The following is a 15632-nucleotide window of genomic DNA, read 5'->3' as shown; positions in this document are numbered from 1 at the left end:
TCCGCGGCGAGGCCCGGCCTTCAGACCCGGAACGACTCGCCGCAGCCGCACTCGTCCTTGACGTTCGGGTTGTTGAAGCGGAAGCCCTCGTTCAACCCTTCGCGCGCAAAGTCGAGCTCGGTGCCGTCGATGTACGGCAGGCTCTTCGGATCGACGATCACCTTGATGCCATGGGTCTCGAACACCTGGTCCTCTGGCTGCAGCTCGTCCACGTACTCGAGCTTGTAGGCCAGGCCGGAGCAGCCGGTGGTCTTCACGCCCAGGCGCAGGCCCAGGCCCTTGCCGCGGCGTTCCAGGTAACGGGCGACGTGCTTCGCCGCCTTTTCGGTCATCGTGATCATCTTTGCCTTGCTGTCGAACGCCACGCGCGCATGCTGGAGCGCGCGTGGCCACACCAAACCATCTGACGCGGCAGGCCGCTGTCAGGCAGCCTTCTGCTCGGCGCCGCCGTGCTTCTTCTTGTAGTCCTCGACCGCCGCCTTGATGGCGTCCTCGGCCAGGATCGAGCAGTGGATCTTCACCGGCGGCAGCGCCAGTTCCTCGGCGATCTGGGTGTTCTTGATCTCCAGCGCCTGGTCCACGGTCTTGCCCTTGACCCATTCGGTCACCAGCGACGACGACGCGATGGCCGAGCCGCAGCCGTACGTCTTGAACTTGGCGTCCTCGATCACGCCCGCCTCGTTCACCTTGATCTGCAGCTTCATCACGTCGCCGCAGGCCGGGGCGCCGACCATGCCGGTGCCCACCGCGTCGTCGTTCTTGTCGAACGAACCGACGTTGAGCGGATTTTCATAGTGGTCGAGAACCTTGTTGCTGTAAGACATTTTGGTTACCTCTGACGAATCTTTATGGGGTTCTTGTTGTGACGCGGGTCGCGATCAGTGCGCGGCCCACTGGATCGAATTCAGGTCGACGCCGTCCTTGAACATCTCCCACAGCGGCGACAGGTCGCGCAGCTTGCCGATCTTGCTCTTGAGCAGCTCGACGGTGTAGTCGATTTCCGATTCCGTCGTAAAACGTCCAACCGTGAAGCGGATCGAGCTGTGTGCCAGTTCGTCGTTGCGGCCCAGTGCGCGCAGCACATACGACGGCTCCAGCGACGCCGACGTGCACGCCGAACCCGACGACACGGCCACGTCCTTGATGGCCATGATCAGCGATTCACCTTCGACGAAGTTGAAGCTGACGTTCAGGTTGTGCGGCACGCGGTGTTCCATCGAACCGTTCAGGTACACCTCTTCCATCGACGACAGGCCGTTCCAGAGCCGGTCGCGCAGCATGCGGATGCGCTCGTTCTCGGTCGCCATTTCCTCGCGGGCCAGGCGGAACGCCTCGCCCATGCCGACGATCTGGTGCGTGGCCAGCGTGCCCGAGCGCATGCCGCGCTCGTGGCCGCCGCCGTGCATCTGGGCTTCGATCCGCACGCGCGGCTTGCGGCGCACGTACAGCGCGCCGATACCCTTCGGGCCATAGGTCTTGTGGGCCGAGAACGACATCAGGTCGCACTTGAGCTTGCCCAGGTCGATACCGACCTTGCCGGTGGCTTGCGCGGCGTCGCAGTGGAAGATGATGCCCTTGTCGCGGCAGATCTCGCCGATCTGCTCGACGTCCTGGATCACGCCGATCTCGTTGTTGACCAGCATCACCGACACCAGGATCGTGTCCGGGCGCAGCGCCTGCTTGAACACGTCCATGTCGATCAGGCCGTCGTCCTTGACGTCGAGGTACGTCACCTCGAAGCCCTGGCGCTCCAGCTCGCGCGTGGTGTCCAGCACGGCCTTGTGCTCGGTCTTCACGGTGATGATGTGCTTGCCCTTGCCCGAGTAGAAGTTCGCGGCGCCCTTGATGGCCAGGTTGTCCGACTCGGTTGCCCCCGACGTCCACACGATCTCGCGCGGATCGGCGCCCACCAGCGCGGCCACCTGCTCGCGCGCCTCTTCCACGGCACGCTCGGCGTCCCAGCCGTAGGCGTGGCTGCGCGAGGCCGGATTGCCGAACTGCTCGCGCAGATACGGAATCATCTTGTCCGCCACGCGCGGGTCCACCGGCGTGGTGGCCGAGTAATCCATGTAGATCGGGAAATGTGGGGTGGTGCTCATCTTATGACTGCCTTATAGGGATCGCTAATCGCGTACTGCCTACCGATAGTTTAATGCAGGTGCCGCAACCTTGCTTACGACTGTGCCAGGCTGAACACCGAATTGACCACGCGGGCGCGCGCCGGCTTTTCCTGCTTGTCCGCCTTGGAGCGCGACACCGTCACCGGCTGCTGCGCGGCGTCGTCGCGCATGTCGTGCAGCACGGCGGGCTGGCGGGCGCGTTGCTGGTCAACGAGGTTCTTCAGCGACACGGAATCCAGGTACTCCACCATCTTCTGGTTCAGCGTGGCCCACAGCTCGTGGGTCATGCAGCGGCCCGATCCGTCGTCGCCATTGCAATTGCCCTTCCCGCCGCACTGCGTGGCGTCCAGAGGCTCGTCGACGGCGATGATGATGTCCGCCACCGTCACGTCCTCGGCCTTGCGCGCCAGGCTGTAGCCGCCGCCCGGACCGCGCACGCTTTCCACTATCTCGTGACGGCGCAGCTTGCCAAAAAGCTGCTCCAGGTACGACAGGGAGATCTTCTGACGCTGACTGATGCCTGCCAGGGTGACAGGGCCCTGATCCTGGCGCATGGCCAGGTCGATCATGGCGGTTACCGCAAAACGGCCTTTGGTGGTCAGTCTCATGATGCTCGGGGAGAGGGAATACTTGAGAATTTCGGTCGAGTTTAAGATATCCCGACTAAATCAGTCAAGTTCCCTGTCCAGCAACGCACTATTCCGCCTGCGATAACGATCCGGGCAACCATACTGGCCGAACGGCCATGGAAAGCGCTCAGGCTTGATCGGGGACATGGCAGAAGTGGCGATCAGGTATCGCCAATCGGCGCGCGCCGGCGCCCGCCCGCGGGAATCCCGGCCGTCCGGGCCGGGATTCTACCGCTTCGGCAACTTGCAGCCCATCCCGCCGGGGGCTGCGCTATAGCCGTTCCGCCAGTTGCTTGCCGCGGGCAAAGCCGGCTGCCTCGGCGGCTTCGGGCGCCTTGAAGTGTTCCGATGGCGGGGACGATTCGACCAGCGTGTCGGCGGCCCGGATGTTCGTGCCCTTGCGGCACACCCGCACCGTGTAGTCCCACTCGATCGGCGACCGGGGTTTCACCAGCACCTGGATCTCGTGCGTCTCGAAAACCCTCTTCTTCCATTCACTGCTGTAGGACATCAGCGTGTCTCCTGATGTGCCGGCTGTCCGGAATCAACTCACCTCGCCGGCATCTATGGTTCGCATGGCTTCGGCCTCGGCCAGGGCGATGGCCGCCTCGGGCGTCTCCGCCGCGCCGGTTTCCACTTCGAACGTCGGCCCGCCGGGCTCGCCGAAGGCGTCCGCGATGGTCAGCACCCCGGCAAAGCCGCCGCCGGCCCGCGCAACCGCCCGGGCGACCACCGCATACCCCCCATATTCGAACTGTGTCACCACGGCACACTCCTCAGGTTCGTGATCCGGCGCGCCCCCGTTCGGGCCAACTGCCTAACCACTATAGGATGCCGTGGCGCACCGTGCCCATCGGGGCGCGCCCCGGTTGCGGCGGCCGGCAGCGCTCAGACGTGATCGCCCTCGGCGCCGGCCCCGAACACCTGGGCCCGCAGCTTGGCCAGTTGGTCCCGCACCTGGGCGGCCTTCTCGAATTCGAGGTTCTTGGCGTGGTCCAGCATCTGCTTTTCCAGCCGCTTGATCTCGCGCGCCACCTGCTTCTCGCTCATGTCCTCGTACTTGGCGCGCTCGGCCTGCGCGTTCAGCTCGGCCTTGACGTCGTTGGCATCGTAGACCCCATCGATAATGTCCTTGATCCGCTTGACCACGCCGCGCGGCACGACGCCGTTGGCCTCGTTGAACGCCATCTGCTTGGCGCGGCGGCGCTCGGTCTCGCTGATCGCGATCTTCATCGAATCGGTCATGCGGTCCGCGTAGAGGATGGCGGTGCCGTTGACGTTCCGCGCGGCGCGGCCGATGGTCTGGATCAGCGACCGCTCGGCGCGCAGGAAGCCTTCCTTGTCGGCATCGAGGATGGCCACCAGCGACACCTCCGGAATGTCCAGCCCCTCGCGCAGCAGGTTGATGCCGACCAGCACGTCGAACGTGCCCAGCCGCAGGTCGCGGATGATCTCCACGCGCTCGACCGTGTCGATGTCCGAATGCAGGTAGCGCACCTTGACGCCGTTCTCGGACAGGAACTCGGTCAACTGCTCGGCCATCCGCTTGGTCAGCGTGGTCACCAGCACGCGCTCGTTGACCTTCACCCGCTCGTGGATCTCGCCCAGCAGGTCGTCCACCTGGGTCGTGGCCGGCCGCACCTGGATCACCGGGTCGACCAGGCCCGTCGGCCGCACCACCTGCTCCACCACCTGGCCGGCATGGTCGCGCTCGTAGGCGGCCGGCGTGGCGGTGACGAAGATCGCCTGGCGCATCTTGCGCTCGTATTCGTCGAACTTGAGCGGCCGGTTATCCAGCGCCGACGGCAGCCGGAAGCCGTACTCCACCAGCGTGGTCTTGCGCGCCCGGTCGCCGTTGTACATGCCGTTCAACTGGCCGATCAGCACGTGCGACTCGTCCAGGAACATCAGCGCGTCCGGCGGCAGGTAGTCCACCAGCGTCGGCGGCGGCTCGCCCGGCTGGGCGCCGGACAGGTGGCGCGAATAGTTCTCGATGCCCTTGCAGAAGCCCAGTTCCGACAGCATCTCCAGGTCGAAGCGCGTGCGCTGCTCCAGCCGCTGGGCCTCGACCAGCCGGTTTTCCTTGTAGAAGAAGTCCAGCCGCTCGCGCAGCTCGACCTTGATGTTCTCGATGGCGCGCAGCACGGTCTCGCGCGGCGTGACGTAGTGGCTCGACGGGTAGACCGTGAAGCGCGGAATCTTCTGGCGCACGCGGCCCGTCAGCGGGTCGAAGAACTGCAGCGAATCCACCTCGTCGTCGAACAGCTCCACGCGCACGGCCATCTCGGCATGCTCGGCCGGGAAGATGTCCAGCGTGTCGCCGCGCACGCGGAACGTCCCGCGCTGAAAGTCGCTCTCGTTGCGCGTGTACTGCATGGCGATCAGCCGGGCGATGATGTCGCGCTGGCTCAGCTTGTCGCCGGTGCGCAGCGTCAGAATCATCTGGTGGTATTCGTTCGGGTTGCCGATACCGTAGATGGCCGACACCGTGGCCACGATGATCGTGTCGCGCCGCTCCAGCAGGCTCTTGGTGGCCGACAGCCGCATCTGTTCGATATGCTCGTTGATCGACGAGTCCTTCTCGATGAACAGGTCGCGTTGCGGCACGTACGCCTCAGGCTGGTAGTAGTCGTAGTAGCTGACGAAGTATTCGACCGCGTTGCGCGGGAAGAACTCGCGGAATTCCGAGTACAACTGGGCCGCCAGCGTCTTGTTTGGCGCAAATACGATGGCCGGGCGCCCCATGCGGGCGATCACGTTGGCCATCGTGAACGTCTTGCCCGACCCCGTCACGCCGAGCAGCGTCTGGAACGACAGGCCGTCCTCCACGCCTTCCACAAGCTGGCGGATGGCCTCGGGCTGGTCGCCGGCGGGCGGGAACGGCTGGTAAAGCTGGAACGGCGACCCCGCAAACGTGACGAATTTGTCTTCGTCCAGGGGCGGGGCGACTTCGGCGAGATTCGTCATAAACGTAGGGAAAAACCTGAGGAATGCGGGCGGATTACGCTAGAATCTTGGGGTTGCGCGGATCGGTTCAAGTCCAGTTTGCCTGAGGTTCCTGTCAGGTTTTGTCAGGAGAGGCAGTCATGCGGGAGCCAGTCGCCGCCGCAGCCAGCGCAGTTCGAAGCATTCTACGCCCTCCGTTTTGTTACAAAGCTGACCACGAGATCCCAAATGAGTTTGTTTTCTGCCGTCGAGATGGCCCCGCGCGACCCGATCCTGGGCCTGAATGAAGCGTTCAACGCCGATACCCGCGCCACCAAGGTGAACCTGGGCGTTGGCGTGTACTTCACCGACGAAGGGAAAATTCCGCTGCTGCGCGCCGTGCAGGAAGCCGAAAAGGCCCGCCTGGCCACCGCCACCCCGCGCGGCTACCTGCCGATCGAGGGCATCGCCGCCTATGACCAGGCCGTGCAGACGCTGCTGTTCGGCAAGGACTCGGCACTGATCACCGAAGGCCGCGTCGTGACGGCCCAGGCACTTGGCGGCACCGGCGCGCTGAAGATCGGCGCCGACTTCCTGAAGCGCCTGTACCCGGACGCCACGGTCGCCATCAGCGATCCGAGCTGGGAAAACCACCGCGCGCTGTTCGAGTCGGCCGGTTTCCCGGTGGTCAACTATGCCTATTACGACGCCCCGTCGCACGGCCTGAACTTTGCCGGCATGGTGGCGTCGCTGAAGTCGTACCCGGCCAACACGGTCGTCGTGCTGCACGCATGCTGCCACAACCCGACCGGCGTGGACCTGGACGAGGCCCAGTGGAAGCAGGTGGTGGAACTGGTCAAGGAACGCAACCTGATCCCGTTCCTGGACATGGCCTACCAGGGCTTTGCCGACGGCATCGAGCCGGACGGCGCGGCCGTGCGCCTGTTTGCCGACTCCGGCCTGCCGTTCTTCGTGTCCAGCTCGTTCTCGAAGAGCTTCTCGCTGTACGGCGAGCGCGTGGGCGCCCTGTCGATCGTCACCACGGGCAAGGAAGAAGCCCAGCGCGTGATGTCGCAGATCAAGCGCGTGATCCGCACGAACTACTCGAACCCGCCCACGCACGGCGGCACCGTGGTCGCCACCGTGCTGAACAGCCCGGAACTGCGCGCCATGTGGGAGCAGGAACTGGGCGAGATGCGCGACCGCATCAAGCTGATGCGCAACGCGCTGGTGGACAAGCTGGCCGCCAAGGGTGTGCCGGGCGACTTCTCGTTCGTCAAGGCGCAGCGCGGCATGTTCTCGTACTCGGGCCTGACCTCGGACCAGGTGGATCGCCTGCGCAACGAGCACGGCATCTATGCCGTGGGCACGGGCCGCATCTGCGTGGCCGCGCTGAACAGCCGCAACATCGACGCCGTGGTCAACGCCATCGCCGCCGTGTACTAAAAAGCAACACCTGACGCGCGCGTCGGACCCCAAAGGCGACCTGGAGGCCACTCCGGTCGCCTTTTTCTTTCCTGTCAGCCAGTGTCATCCGGAATTAGCGCCAATGTCCTATTGTCTTCGTCGGCTAAAGAAGTAACTTGAAGACATATGCTGCAGAGCACGATCGTTCGATTGCGGGCATAATCGTTGCGCGACAAGCACTCGCGACAAGAAAGGCTAGACAGGTACCGGCATGCTTTACCAACTGCATGAATTCCAGCGCTCGATGCTGAACCCGCTGACCGCGTGGGCCCAGGCGACCGCCAAGACGTTTACAAACCCCCTCAGCCCCCTTTCCCTGCTGCCGGGCGCCCCCCGCATGGCGGCGGGCTACGAGTTGCTGTACCGGCTCGGCAAGGAGTACGAGAAGCCGTCCTTCGACATCAAGGCCGTGCGCTCCAACGGGCGCGACATCCCGATCGTCGAGCAGGCCGTGCTGGAAAAGCCCTTCTGCAAGCTGATCCGCTTCAAGCGCTACGCGGACGATTCGGAGACCATCAAGCTGCTCAAGGACGAGCCGGTGGTGCTGGTCTGCGCGCCGCTGTCCGGCCACCATGCCACGCTGCTGCGCGACACCGTGCGCACGCTGCTGCAGGACCACAAGGTCTACGTGACCGACTGGGTCGATGCCCGCATGGTGCCGGTGGAAAACGGAAGCTTCCACCTGTCGGACTACATCTACTACATCCAGGAATTCATCCGCCACATCGGCGCCGAGAACCTGCACGTGATCTCGGTGTGCCAGCCGACGGTGCCGGTGCTGGCGGCCATCTCGCTGATGGCGTCGGCCGGCGAGAAGACGCCGCGCACGATGACGATGATGGGCGGCCCGATCGACGCCCGCAAGAGCCCGACGGCCGTCAATTCGCTGGCGACGAACAAGTCGTACGAGTGGTTCGAGAACAACGTCATCTACACGGTGCCGGCCAACTACCCGGGCCACGGCCGCAAGGTGTACCCGGGCTTCCTGCAGCACGCCGGCTTCGTGGCGATGAACCCGGACCGCCACCTGTCGTCGCACTATGACTACTACCTGAGCCTGGTGGAAGGCGACGCCGACGACGCCGAGGCCCACGTGCGCTTCTACGACGAGTACAACGCCGTGCTGGACATGGCCGCCGAGTACTACCTCGACACGATCCGCGAGGTGTTCCAGGAATTCCGGCTGGCCAATGGCACGTGGGAAATCGACGGCGCGCCGGTGCGCCCGCAGGACATCAAGAGCACCGCGCTGCTGACCATCGAGGGCGAGCTCGACGACATCTCGGGCGCCGGCCAGACCGCCGCGGCGCACGACCTGTGCGCAGGCATTCCGAAGGCCAAGAAGCACCACATCACCGCGCCGAAGTGCGGCCATTACGGGATTTTCTCGGGCCGCCGCTGGCGCGAGAACATCTACCCGGAGCTGCGCGACTTCATCCGCAAGGCCGAAAAAGCCTGACCGGCAGGCCCGGCAAAACAAAAACGCCCGCGACGTGGAAGTCGCGGGCGTTTTCGTTTGCGGCGGCGGGTGCCGGTCAGCGGTCGGTCAGCGGTCGGTCAGCGGTTGGTCAGGTACGACAGCAGCATGTCGGTGTGCAGCTCGGCAAAGCGCGCGTGCTCCTCTTCCGACGCCACGTCGCGCCCGATCACGGCGCTGATCGTGTACCGGTTCGACAGCACGTAGTAGCCCAGCGCCGAAATCGTCAGGTAGAACTGCGGCACGTCGATGTTGTCGCGGAACACGCCCTGGTCCTGGCCGCGCCGGATGATGTCGGCCAGCACGTCCACCACGGGGTTGATGAGCTGGTGGAGCTGCGCCGATTTCTTCAGGTGCCGCGCCTCGTGCAGGTTCTCGCTGTTCACCAGCCGGATGAACTCGGGGTGGGCGTAGTACCAGTCCCAGACAAAGCGGGCCAGCGTGCGCACGGCCGCCACGGGGTCCTCGTCGGTGATGTGCAGTTGCTCCTCGGCGGCGCGGAACTCGGCGTACTGTTTTTCCAGCACGGCCAGGAACAGCCCTTCCTTGCTGCCGTAGTAGTAATAGAGCATCCGCTCGTTGGTTTCGGCACGGCGCGCGATCTGGTCGACGCGTGCGCCGGCCAGCCCGCCCTTGGCAAATTCCTCGGTGGCGGCGGCCATGATGCGCCGGCGCGTGCCTTCTGGATCCCGCTTAATTTTTGGCTCGTTCGACATGAATATCTGATCTGTCAGTTGCGCGGATTATGGCACAGCACGCCACCTCGTCCGGGCTCCCCTCCCGAATGGGTGACGCGGCATGATCGCCTTTTCTGCACTGCCGCGAAATCGGGGATAATCCTTGCCGCGCACACGCCCGATAGAGGCATGCCCGACGCCACAGTCGTCCCCCCGAATCCCTTTGCAGTATTGCTGTCGTGACTCGTTCTTCCCCACCTGCCGCCGGCGCCCCCAGCCTGGCGGACCGCCTTGAAGCCCTGCTGCCGCAGACCCAGTGCACCAAGTGCGGGTTCGACGGCTGCCGCCCGTACGCCGAGGCCATGGCCGTGGGCGAGGCGGCCAGCAACCGCTGCCCGCCCGGCGGCGCCCAGGGCATCGTGCGGCTGTCGGCGCTGCTCGATGCGCCGCCCCAGCCGCTGGACCCCGCGCGCGGCGTGGAACAGCCGCGCGCCGTGGCCCGCATCGACGAATCGCGTTGCATCGGCTGCACGCTGTGCATCCAGGCATGCCCGGTCGACGCCATCGTCGGCGCTCCCAAGCAGATGCACACCGTGCTGCCCGACTGGTGCACCGGCTGCGACCTGTGCGTGGCGCCCTGCCCCGTCGACTGCATCGACATGATTCCCGTGACCGGCGCCAGCACCGGCTGGGCCGCGTGGTCGCAGGCCCAGGCCGACGCGGCCCATGCGCGCTACGTCGCACGCAAGGCCCGGCTGGTGCGCGAGCGCGAGGAAAACGACGCGCGGCTGGCCGCCAAGGCCGCTGCCAAGCTCGAAGCGCTGCAGGCCGAAGCCGCCGCCAGCGAAGCCGCCGCCAGCGAAGCCGAGCAGGCCGCCCAGGCGCGCAAGAAGGCGATCATCCAGGCCGCCATCGAGCGCGCGCGCCAGAAAGCCGCCGCCGTGCAGCCGCGCAACACCGACAACGTGTCGCCGGCCGTCCAGGCCCAGATCGACGCTGCCGAAGCCCGTCGCGCCAGGCTTGGCCTGGCTGGCACGCCCGACCGGAACGATACCAGCGATACCGACGATTCCCACCGATGAATCCTGCGAAGCGCCTCGCCATTTTCGAGACCTTGAGGGAGGTCAACCCCAATCCGGAGACGGAGCTCGAATACAGCTCGCCGTTCGAGCTGCTGATCGCGGTGCTGCTGTCCGCGCAGGCCACCGACGTCGGCGTGAACAAGGCCACGCGCAAGCTGTTTCCGGTCGCGCACACGCCGCAGCAGATCCTCGATCTCGGCGAAGCCGGGCTGATCGAGTACATCAAGACCATCGGCCTGTTCAAGACCAAGGCCAGGCACGTGATGAAAACCTGCCGGATCCTCGTGGCGCAGCACGGCGGCAAGGTGCCGCCCGTGCGCGAGGCGCTGGAAGCGCTGCCCGGCGTGGGCCGCAAGACGGCCAATGTGGTGCTGAACGTGGCATTCGGCCAGCCGACCATCGCGGTGGACACACACATCTTCCGCGTGGCCAACCGCACCGGGCTGGCGCCGGGCAAGAACCCCGACGCGGTGGAACAGAAGCTGCTGAAGGTGACGCCGACCGAATTCCTGCACGACGCCCACCACTGGCTGATCCTGCACGGCCGCTACGTCTGCAAGGCGCGCAAGCCCGAGTGCTGGCATTGCGCGATCGAGCCGCTCTGCGAATTCCGGCCCAAGACGCCGGCGCCGAACGTCTAGCGCTGGCCGAGCACCCGCGCCAGTTGCAGCGCGGTCTGCGCGACGGCATCCACGCCGGGCGCATGGCCGTTGCGGATCCAGTACAGCGCCACGTGCACCACGCCGCCCGCCACGCCGGCGGCCAGCATCGGGTCGACCGACGCGCCCGGCGGCGCCAGCGTGCGGGCCAGCAGCGCGCCAAAATCGCATAACGAGACGGCCAGCGCCTCGTCGACGAGCTTGCTGACGCCCCGGATCTCCACCAGGAACACGCGCGCCGAGCGCGGCTCGCACTGCAGCGCGCCAAAGTACGCGCGCAGCATGGCCAGCGCGCGATGCTCGCCGTCGCCGCCGGCCTCGTCCCCGGCGCGCGCCAGCGTCTGCAGCAGCCGGTGGGTGACCGTTTCATACGACGCCAGCAGCAGCGCCTCGGAGTTGGCGAACGATTCGTAGAAGTAGCGCTCGGTCAGCCCGGCCGCCTCGCACACGGCCTTGACCGTGGCGTTCTGGTAGCCGCGCTCGCCGTAGACCTGCACGGCGGCGGCAATGAGCTGCGCGCGCCGCTGGGCGCGGCGCTCATCGGCTTCGGCGCCGCGGTAGCGGCGGGCGGGAGAGAGCTCGGTGGTCATGGCGGCCATTATGACATTCCCTATTGTCAGATGGCGTCTGACAACCTATGTTGTCAGAATACCCACTCGCCCCCGGTACCTGCCATGCGCCCTCCCCCGCCCGAAGACGATGTCCTCGACGTGCTGATCGTCGGCGCCGGCCTGTCCGGCATTGGCGCCGCCCGGCAGTTGCAGCAGCGCTGTCCGGACAAGCGTTTCGCCATCCTGGAGGCGCGCGACGCCATCGGCGGCACCTGGGATCTGTTCCGCTACCCGGGCATCCGGTCGGACTCCGACATGTACACGCTCGGCTACCGCTTCAAGCCCTGGCGCGGCGCCAAGGCCATCGCCGACGGCCCGTCGATCCTGGCCTACATCCGCGAGACCGCCGAGGAGACGGGCATTACCCGCCACATCCGCTTCGGGCACAAGGTTGTCGCGGCGGCCTGGCACAGCGCCGAGGCGTGCTGGACCGTCGATGCCGAGCGCACCGCCGACGGCAGCCGCCAGCGCCTGCGCGCCCGCCTGCTCTACGTCTGCGCCGGCTACTACCGCTACGCCGAGGGCCACCGCCCGAGCTTCCCGGACGAGGCCGCCTTCCGTGGCCAGATGGTCCATCCGCAGTTCTGGGACCCGTCGATCGACTATGCCGGCAAGCGCGTGGTCGTGATCGGCAGCGGCGCCACGGCCGTCACGCTGGTGCCGGCGATGGCCGAGACCGCCGCGCACGTGACAATGCTGCAGCGATCGCCGACCTACATCGTCACCCGCCCCGGCGAGGACGCCATCGCCCGCAAGCTGCGCGACATGCTGCCCGAACGGCTGGCCTACCGCGCCACCCGCTGGAAGAACGTGCTGCTCGGCATGTTCTTCTTCCAGCTCGCGCGGCGCCGCCCGGCCAAGGTCAAGGCGCGGCTGGTGGAGATGGCTGCCGCGCAACTGGCGCCGGGCTTCGACGTCGCCACGCATTTCACGCCGCGCTACAACCCGTGGGACCAGCGCGTCTGCCTGGTGCCCGACGGCGACCTGTTCCGCGAACTCCGCAACGGCCGTGCCTCGGTGGTGACGGACCAGATCGAGCGCTTCACGGCCGACGGCATCGTGCTGCAATCGGGCCAGACGCTGCCGGCCGACGTGGTGGTCGTGGCCACCGGCCTGAAGCTGAACATGCTCGGCGACATCGCCCTGACCGTCGATGGCCAGCCGCGCCGCCCGTCGGAATCGCTCGCGTACAAGGGCATGATGCTTGGCAACGTGCCGAACCTGTTGCTGGCGTTCGGCTATACCAATGCGTCGTGGACGCTCAAGGCCGACCTGACCGCCGAGTACGCCTGCCGGCTGCTGCGCTTCATGGACCGCCGCGGCTACCGCATCGCCATGCCCGCGCCAGACCCAACCGTGCAGGCCGTGCCGTTCCTGGATTTCACGTCGGGCTACGTGCAGCGCGCCGCGTCGGTGCTGCCGCGCCAGGGCCACCGCAAGCCGTGGCGCGTGTATCAGAATTACCTGATGGACATGCTGACGATCCGCCATGGCCGCATCGACGACGGCGTGCTGCGCTTTGCCCGCGCGCCGGCCGCCGCCGTGCCGGCTACCGCCCCCAACGACCCACTCGCCGAGGCCCAACCTTGACCCTCCTGCCGACGCTGATCGCCGCCGTGGCCGTGCTGGCCGCCGCGCTGCTGATCCTGCTTGCCCTGCTCTACCTGTTTACACGCCACACGGTCGGCAAGATCGAGGCGGGGCTGCCGCCCACGGGCCGCTTCGTCGATGTGCCGGGCGCGCGGCTGCATGTCGTCGAACAGGGCCAGGGCCAGCCCGTGCTGCTGGTCCATGGCCTGTCGGGCCAGCTTGCCAACTTCGACTACGGGATGATCGCGCCGCTGGCGCGCGACTTCCGCGTGGTGGCGGTCGATCGGCCCGGCGCCGGCTGGTCCACGCGCGATGCCGGCGCCCCGGCCGACCTGCGCGCGCAGGCCGACACGCTGGCGGCGCTGATCGACCAGCTCGGGCTGCACCAGCCGCTCGTGGTCGGCCATTCGCTCGGCGGCGCCATCGCGCTGGCGCTGGCCGCCTACCACCCCCAGCGCGTGGGCGGCCTGGCGCTGATTGCGCCGCTGACGCACCCGCCCGAGCAGATCTCGCCGGTGTTCAAGGCCATGACGATCCCCAGCCCGGCCCTGCGCAAGCTGATCGCGTGGACGCTGCTGATTCCGATGTCGATCCGCAATCGCGCGCAGGTCATGGACATCGTGTTCGGCCCCGACGCCGTGCCGGCCGACTTTCCCGTGCGCGGCGGCGGCCTGCTGGCGCTGCGGCCGGGCCATTTCCTTGGCGCGTCCGAAGACCTGATCGGCGCCGCGCACAGCCTGCCGCCGCTGGTGGCGCAGTACGCCGACCTGCGTGTGCCGGTGAGCATCCTCTACGGCCGCGATGACCGCATCCTCGACTACCGCAAGAACGGCGAAGCATTTGTCGCCCGCGTGCCCGCCGCACAACTGACGCTGGTGCCGGGCGGGCATATGCTGCCCGTGACGGCCATCGACACCAGCGTGGATTTCGTGCGCACGGCCGCCGCCCGGCTGCGCGAGCCGGCCACCGCCTGACCCATCGCCCTCCCGCCGAAAGGACCCGTCCATGGCTACCTCCACAGGCTCCAACCCGTACCGGCGCGACCTGCCCACCGCGTTCCAGGCCATCCGCAAGCTGCTGGCCGATGGCAACGACACCGAGCAGGTGTTCCGCATCATGCGCGCGCTGAACGGGCCGTCGATGCCGCGCAACTACAGCCGCCTGCTGAGCACGCCCGACGGCCGCCGCATGGCCTACCAGCGCATCGAACTGGCCGAAAAACTATCGGACCCGGCCTATATCGCCAGCTTCGCGCCGGGCACGGTGGGCGCCGCGTACCGTGGCTTCCTGGAAGCCACCGGCTACAGCGCCGACGGACTGGCCAAGGTGTCGAACCTGAACCAGGAGCCGATCGTCGAGGACGCCTACATGTGGTTTGGCCGCCGGACGCGCGACGTGCACGACATCTGGCACGTGCTGACCGGCTACCGTGCCGACGAGAGCCTGGGCGAAGCCGCGCTCGTGGCATTCAGCTACGCGCAGACCGGCGGCAAGGGCTGGGCGTTCATCGCCATCGCCGCCTCGCTGAAAAGCTGGCGCGTGACGCGCAGCCTGGCCTTTGCGCGAGCCGTGCTGGAAGGCTACCGCCGGGGCCGCCGTGCCGGCTGGCTGCTGGGCGAGGACTACGAGAGGCTGCTGCACGAACCGCTGGACGCGGCCCGCGCGCGGCTGGGCATTGCCGATCCGGTGCGCTACCTGGCCTGCAGCCCCATGCAGGCGTGGACGGCCTGAGCAACCAATCCATCGTCCGCAGACGCAAAAAAGGCGACCCGAGGGTCGCCTTTTTCCATGGCGCGAGGGCCGGTCAGACGATGCGGCAGGCTTCGTCGAACGACAGGCGCGGCAGGCGCGGGTGCAGCTTGTCGGCATCGCCGTAGCCCAGGTTCACCAGGAAGTTGACCGACCACTTGCCGTCCGGGAAGAACGCGGCGTTGACCTTGTCGGCATCGAAACCGGCCATCGGGCCGCAGTCCAGGCCCAGCGCGCGGGCGGCCAGGATGAAGTAGGCGCCTTGCAGCGAGCTGTTCATCAGCGCGTCGCGGGCAATCTTCTCGTCGTTGCCGGCGTACCAGGCGCGGGCGTCGGCATGCGGGAACAGCTTCGGAAGCTGGTCGTGGAACGCGTTGTCGAAGGCGATGATGGCCGTCACCGGCGCCGAGCGCGTCTTTTCGACGTTGCCGGCGGACACGCACTCGACCAGGCGGGCCTTCTGCTCGGCCGACTTCACGAACACGATGCGGGCCGGCGAGCCATTGGCGGCCGTCGGGCCGAACTTCATCGCCTCGTAGACCTGCTGCAGCAGGGCATCGTCCACGTGCTTGTCCTGCCACACGTTATGGGTGCGGGCTTCGGTGAACAATTGTGCAATCACGGCCTGATCGACGGGTTTCATTGC

Annotated in this window: 17 protein-coding genes; 7 read left to right on the top strand and 10 right to left on the bottom strand. The window is 66.8% G+C overall.

All coding sequences use genetic code 11. The annotated features are described in order from the left end of the window. Window positions 1-20 precede the first annotated feature (20 nt). From iscA to uvrB, 7 genes are all read right to left on the bottom strand, one after another. A complete protein-coding gene (iscA, locus tag EPAKOI_RS04995) occupies window positions 21-341 on the bottom strand; it encodes an iron-sulfur cluster assembly protein IscA (protein WP_124685157.1) in 321 nt (106 codons plus the stop codon). A gap of 81 nt (window positions 342-422) precedes the next feature. After that, the gene (gene iscU / locus EPAKOI_RS04990; RefSeq protein WP_423193122.1) at window positions 423-824 is read right to left on the bottom strand and encodes a Fe-S cluster assembly scaffold IscU; all 402 of its coding nucleotides are present in this window, start codon (window positions 822-824) and stop codon (window positions 423-425) included. Window positions 825-878: 54 nt separating this feature from the next. Further along, window positions 879-2099 carry an IscS subfamily cysteine desulfurase gene (locus tag EPAKOI_RS04985; protein WP_124684781.1) on the bottom strand — a complete coding sequence of 407 codons (1221 nt, stop codon included), beginning with the start codon at window positions 2097-2099 and terminating at the stop codon, window positions 879-881. 74 nt (window positions 2100-2173) lie between these two features. Further along, a complete protein-coding gene (gene iscR, locus EPAKOI_RS04980; RefSeq protein WP_124684782.1) occupies window positions 2174-2728 on the bottom strand; it encodes a Fe-S cluster assembly transcriptional regulator IscR in 555 nt (184 codons plus the stop codon). Window positions 2729-3020: 292 nt separating this feature from the next. Next, the gene (locus tag EPAKOI_RS04975) at window positions 3021-3260 is read right to left on the bottom strand and encodes a hypothetical protein (protein ID WP_124684783.1); all 240 of its coding nucleotides are present in this window, start codon (window positions 3258-3260) and stop codon (window positions 3021-3023) included. A gap of 33 nt (window positions 3261-3293) precedes the next feature. After that, window positions 3294-3515, bottom strand: coding sequence for a hypothetical protein (locus EPAKOI_RS04970; protein ID WP_124684784.1), 222 nt, complete (start codon window positions 3513-3515; stop codon window positions 3294-3296). Between the two features lie 122 nt (window positions 3516-3637). Next, a complete protein-coding gene (gene uvrB / locus EPAKOI_RS04965) occupies window positions 3638-5716 on the bottom strand; it encodes an excinuclease ABC subunit UvrB (protein ID WP_423193121.1) in 2079 nt (692 codons plus the stop codon). 207 nt (window positions 5717-5923) lie between these two features. Between uvrB and EPAKOI_RS04960 the strand changes: the two genes are divergently transcribed. Next, entirely contained in the window at window positions 5924-7120 is a 1197-nt protein-coding gene (locus tag EPAKOI_RS04960; protein ID WP_423193120.1) for an amino acid aminotransferase, read from the top strand. A 232-nt stretch (window positions 7121-7352) separates the two neighbouring features. After that, a complete protein-coding gene (locus EPAKOI_RS04955; RefSeq protein WP_124684787.1) occupies window positions 7353-8600 on the top strand; it encodes a polyhydroxyalkanoate depolymerase in 1248 nt (415 codons plus the stop codon). 98 nt (window positions 8601-8698) lie between these two features. Here the strand turns inward: EPAKOI_RS04955 and EPAKOI_RS04950 are convergent, their stop codons facing one another. Then, window positions 8699-9334, bottom strand: coding sequence for a TetR/AcrR family transcriptional regulator (locus EPAKOI_RS04950; RefSeq protein WP_423193119.1), 636 nt, complete (start codon window positions 9332-9334; stop codon window positions 8699-8701). Between the two features lie 200 nt (window positions 9335-9534). Here EPAKOI_RS04950 and rsxB point away from each other — a divergent pair, with 200 nt between their 5' ends. Then, window positions 9535-10377, top strand: coding sequence for an electron transport complex subunit RsxB (rsxB, locus tag EPAKOI_RS04945; protein ID WP_423193118.1), 843 nt, complete (start codon window positions 9535-9537; stop codon window positions 10375-10377). Beyond that, the gene (gene nth / locus EPAKOI_RS04940; protein ID WP_423193117.1) at window positions 10374-11018 is read left to right on the top strand and encodes an endonuclease III; all 645 of its coding nucleotides are present in this window, start codon (window positions 10374-10376) and stop codon (window positions 11016-11018) included. The genes rsxB and nth overlap by 4 nt, the downstream gene beginning before the upstream one ends. Here nth and EPAKOI_RS04935 read toward each other — a convergent pair. Next, window positions 11015-11635 (bottom strand): TetR/AcrR family transcriptional regulator, encoded by a 621-nt coding sequence (locus EPAKOI_RS04935; protein WP_423193116.1) that lies wholly within the window; start codon window positions 11633-11635, stop codon window positions 11015-11017. The two genes, nth and EPAKOI_RS04935, sit on opposite strands and share 4 nt — an antisense overlap. A 75-nt stretch (window positions 11636-11710) precedes the next feature. Between EPAKOI_RS04935 and EPAKOI_RS04930 the strand changes: the two genes are divergently transcribed. Genes EPAKOI_RS04930 through EPAKOI_RS04920 form a run of 3 tightly spaced genes read left to right on the top strand, consistent with a single transcriptional unit; the run spans window position 11711 to window position 14968 of the window. Beyond that, window positions 11711-13237 (top strand): flavin-containing monooxygenase, encoded by a 1527-nt coding sequence (locus tag EPAKOI_RS04930; RefSeq protein WP_423193115.1) that lies wholly within the window; start codon window positions 11711-11713, stop codon window positions 13235-13237. A 5-nt stretch (window positions 13238-13242) separates the two neighbouring features. Beyond that, entirely contained in the window at window positions 13243-14211 is a 969-nt protein-coding gene (locus tag EPAKOI_RS04925) for an alpha/beta fold hydrolase (RefSeq protein WP_313838222.1), read from the top strand. A 31-nt stretch (window positions 14212-14242) separates the two neighbouring features. After that, window positions 14243-14968 (top strand): Coq4 family protein, encoded by a 726-nt coding sequence (locus tag EPAKOI_RS04920; RefSeq protein ID WP_423193114.1) that lies wholly within the window; start codon window positions 14243-14245, stop codon window positions 14966-14968. Between the two features lie 73 nt (window positions 14969-15041). Here EPAKOI_RS04920 and EPAKOI_RS04915 read toward each other — a convergent pair whose 3' ends face one another. After that, a complete protein-coding gene (locus tag EPAKOI_RS04915; protein ID WP_124684794.1) occupies window positions 15042-15629 on the bottom strand; it encodes a malonic semialdehyde reductase in 588 nt (195 codons plus the stop codon). Between the last annotated feature and the right edge of the window lie 3 nt (window positions 15630-15632).

Source organism: Cupriavidus sp. H18C2, from assembly GCF_049393795.1.
GTDB lineage: Bacteria > Pseudomonadota > Gammaproteobacteria > Burkholderiales > Burkholderiaceae > Cupriavidus > Cupriavidus pauculus_C.
The sequence above is the reverse complement of the archived record's forward strand: the minus strand, read 5'-3'. Positions and strand labels throughout refer to the sequence as shown.

What these genes read in the sequence shown, in the direction of transcription:
- uvrB (WP_423193121.1), bottom strand. Translation starts at nt 5,716, where the DNA reads ATGACGAATCTCGCCGAAGTCGCCCCGCCCCTGGACGAAGACAAATTC.
- EPAKOI_RS04935 (WP_423193116.1), bottom strand. Translation starts at nt 11,635, where the DNA reads ATGGCCGCCATGACCACCGAGCTCTCTCCCGCCCGCCGCTACCGCGGC.
- iscR (WP_124684782.1), bottom strand. Translation starts at nt 2,728, where the DNA reads ATGAGACTGACCACCAAAGGCCGTTTTGCGGTAACCGCCATGATCGAC.
- iscU (WP_423193122.1), bottom strand. Translation starts at nt 824, where the DNA reads ATGTCTTACAGCAACAAGGTTCTCGACCACTATGAAAATCCGCTCAAC.
- nth (WP_423193117.1), top strand. Translation starts at nt 10,374, where the DNA reads ATGAATCCTGCGAAGCGCCTCGCCATTTTCGAGACCTTGAGGGAGGTC.
- EPAKOI_RS04975 (WP_124684783.1), bottom strand. Translation starts at nt 3,260, where the DNA reads ATGTCCTACAGCAGTGAATGGAAGAAGAGGGTTTTCGAGACGCACGAG.
- EPAKOI_RS04985 (WP_124684781.1), bottom strand. Translation starts at nt 2,099, where the DNA reads ATGAGCACCACCCCACATTTCCCGATCTACATGGATTACTCGGCCACC.
- EPAKOI_RS04920 (WP_423193114.1), top strand. Translation starts at nt 14,243, where the DNA reads ATGGCTACCTCCACAGGCTCCAACCCGTACCGGCGCGACCTGCCCACC.
- EPAKOI_RS04915 (WP_124684794.1), bottom strand. Translation starts at nt 15,629, where the DNA reads ATGAAACCCGTCGATCAGGCCGTGATTGCACAATTGTTCACCGAAGCC.
- EPAKOI_RS04930 (WP_423193115.1), top strand. Translation starts at nt 11,711, where the DNA reads ATGCGCCCTCCCCCGCCCGAAGACGATGTCCTCGACGTGCTGATCGTC.
- EPAKOI_RS04960 (WP_423193120.1), top strand. Translation starts at nt 5,924, where the DNA reads ATGAGTTTGTTTTCTGCCGTCGAGATGGCCCCGCGCGACCCGATCCTG.
- EPAKOI_RS04950 (WP_423193119.1), bottom strand. Translation starts at nt 9,334, where the DNA reads ATGTCGAACGAGCCAAAAATTAAGCGGGATCCAGAAGGCACGCGCCGG.
- iscA (WP_124685157.1), bottom strand. Translation starts at nt 341, where the DNA reads ATGATCACGATGACCGAAAAGGCGGCGAAGCACGTCGCCCGTTACCTG.
- EPAKOI_RS04955 (WP_124684787.1), top strand. Translation starts at nt 7,353, where the DNA reads ATGCTTTACCAACTGCATGAATTCCAGCGCTCGATGCTGAACCCGCTG.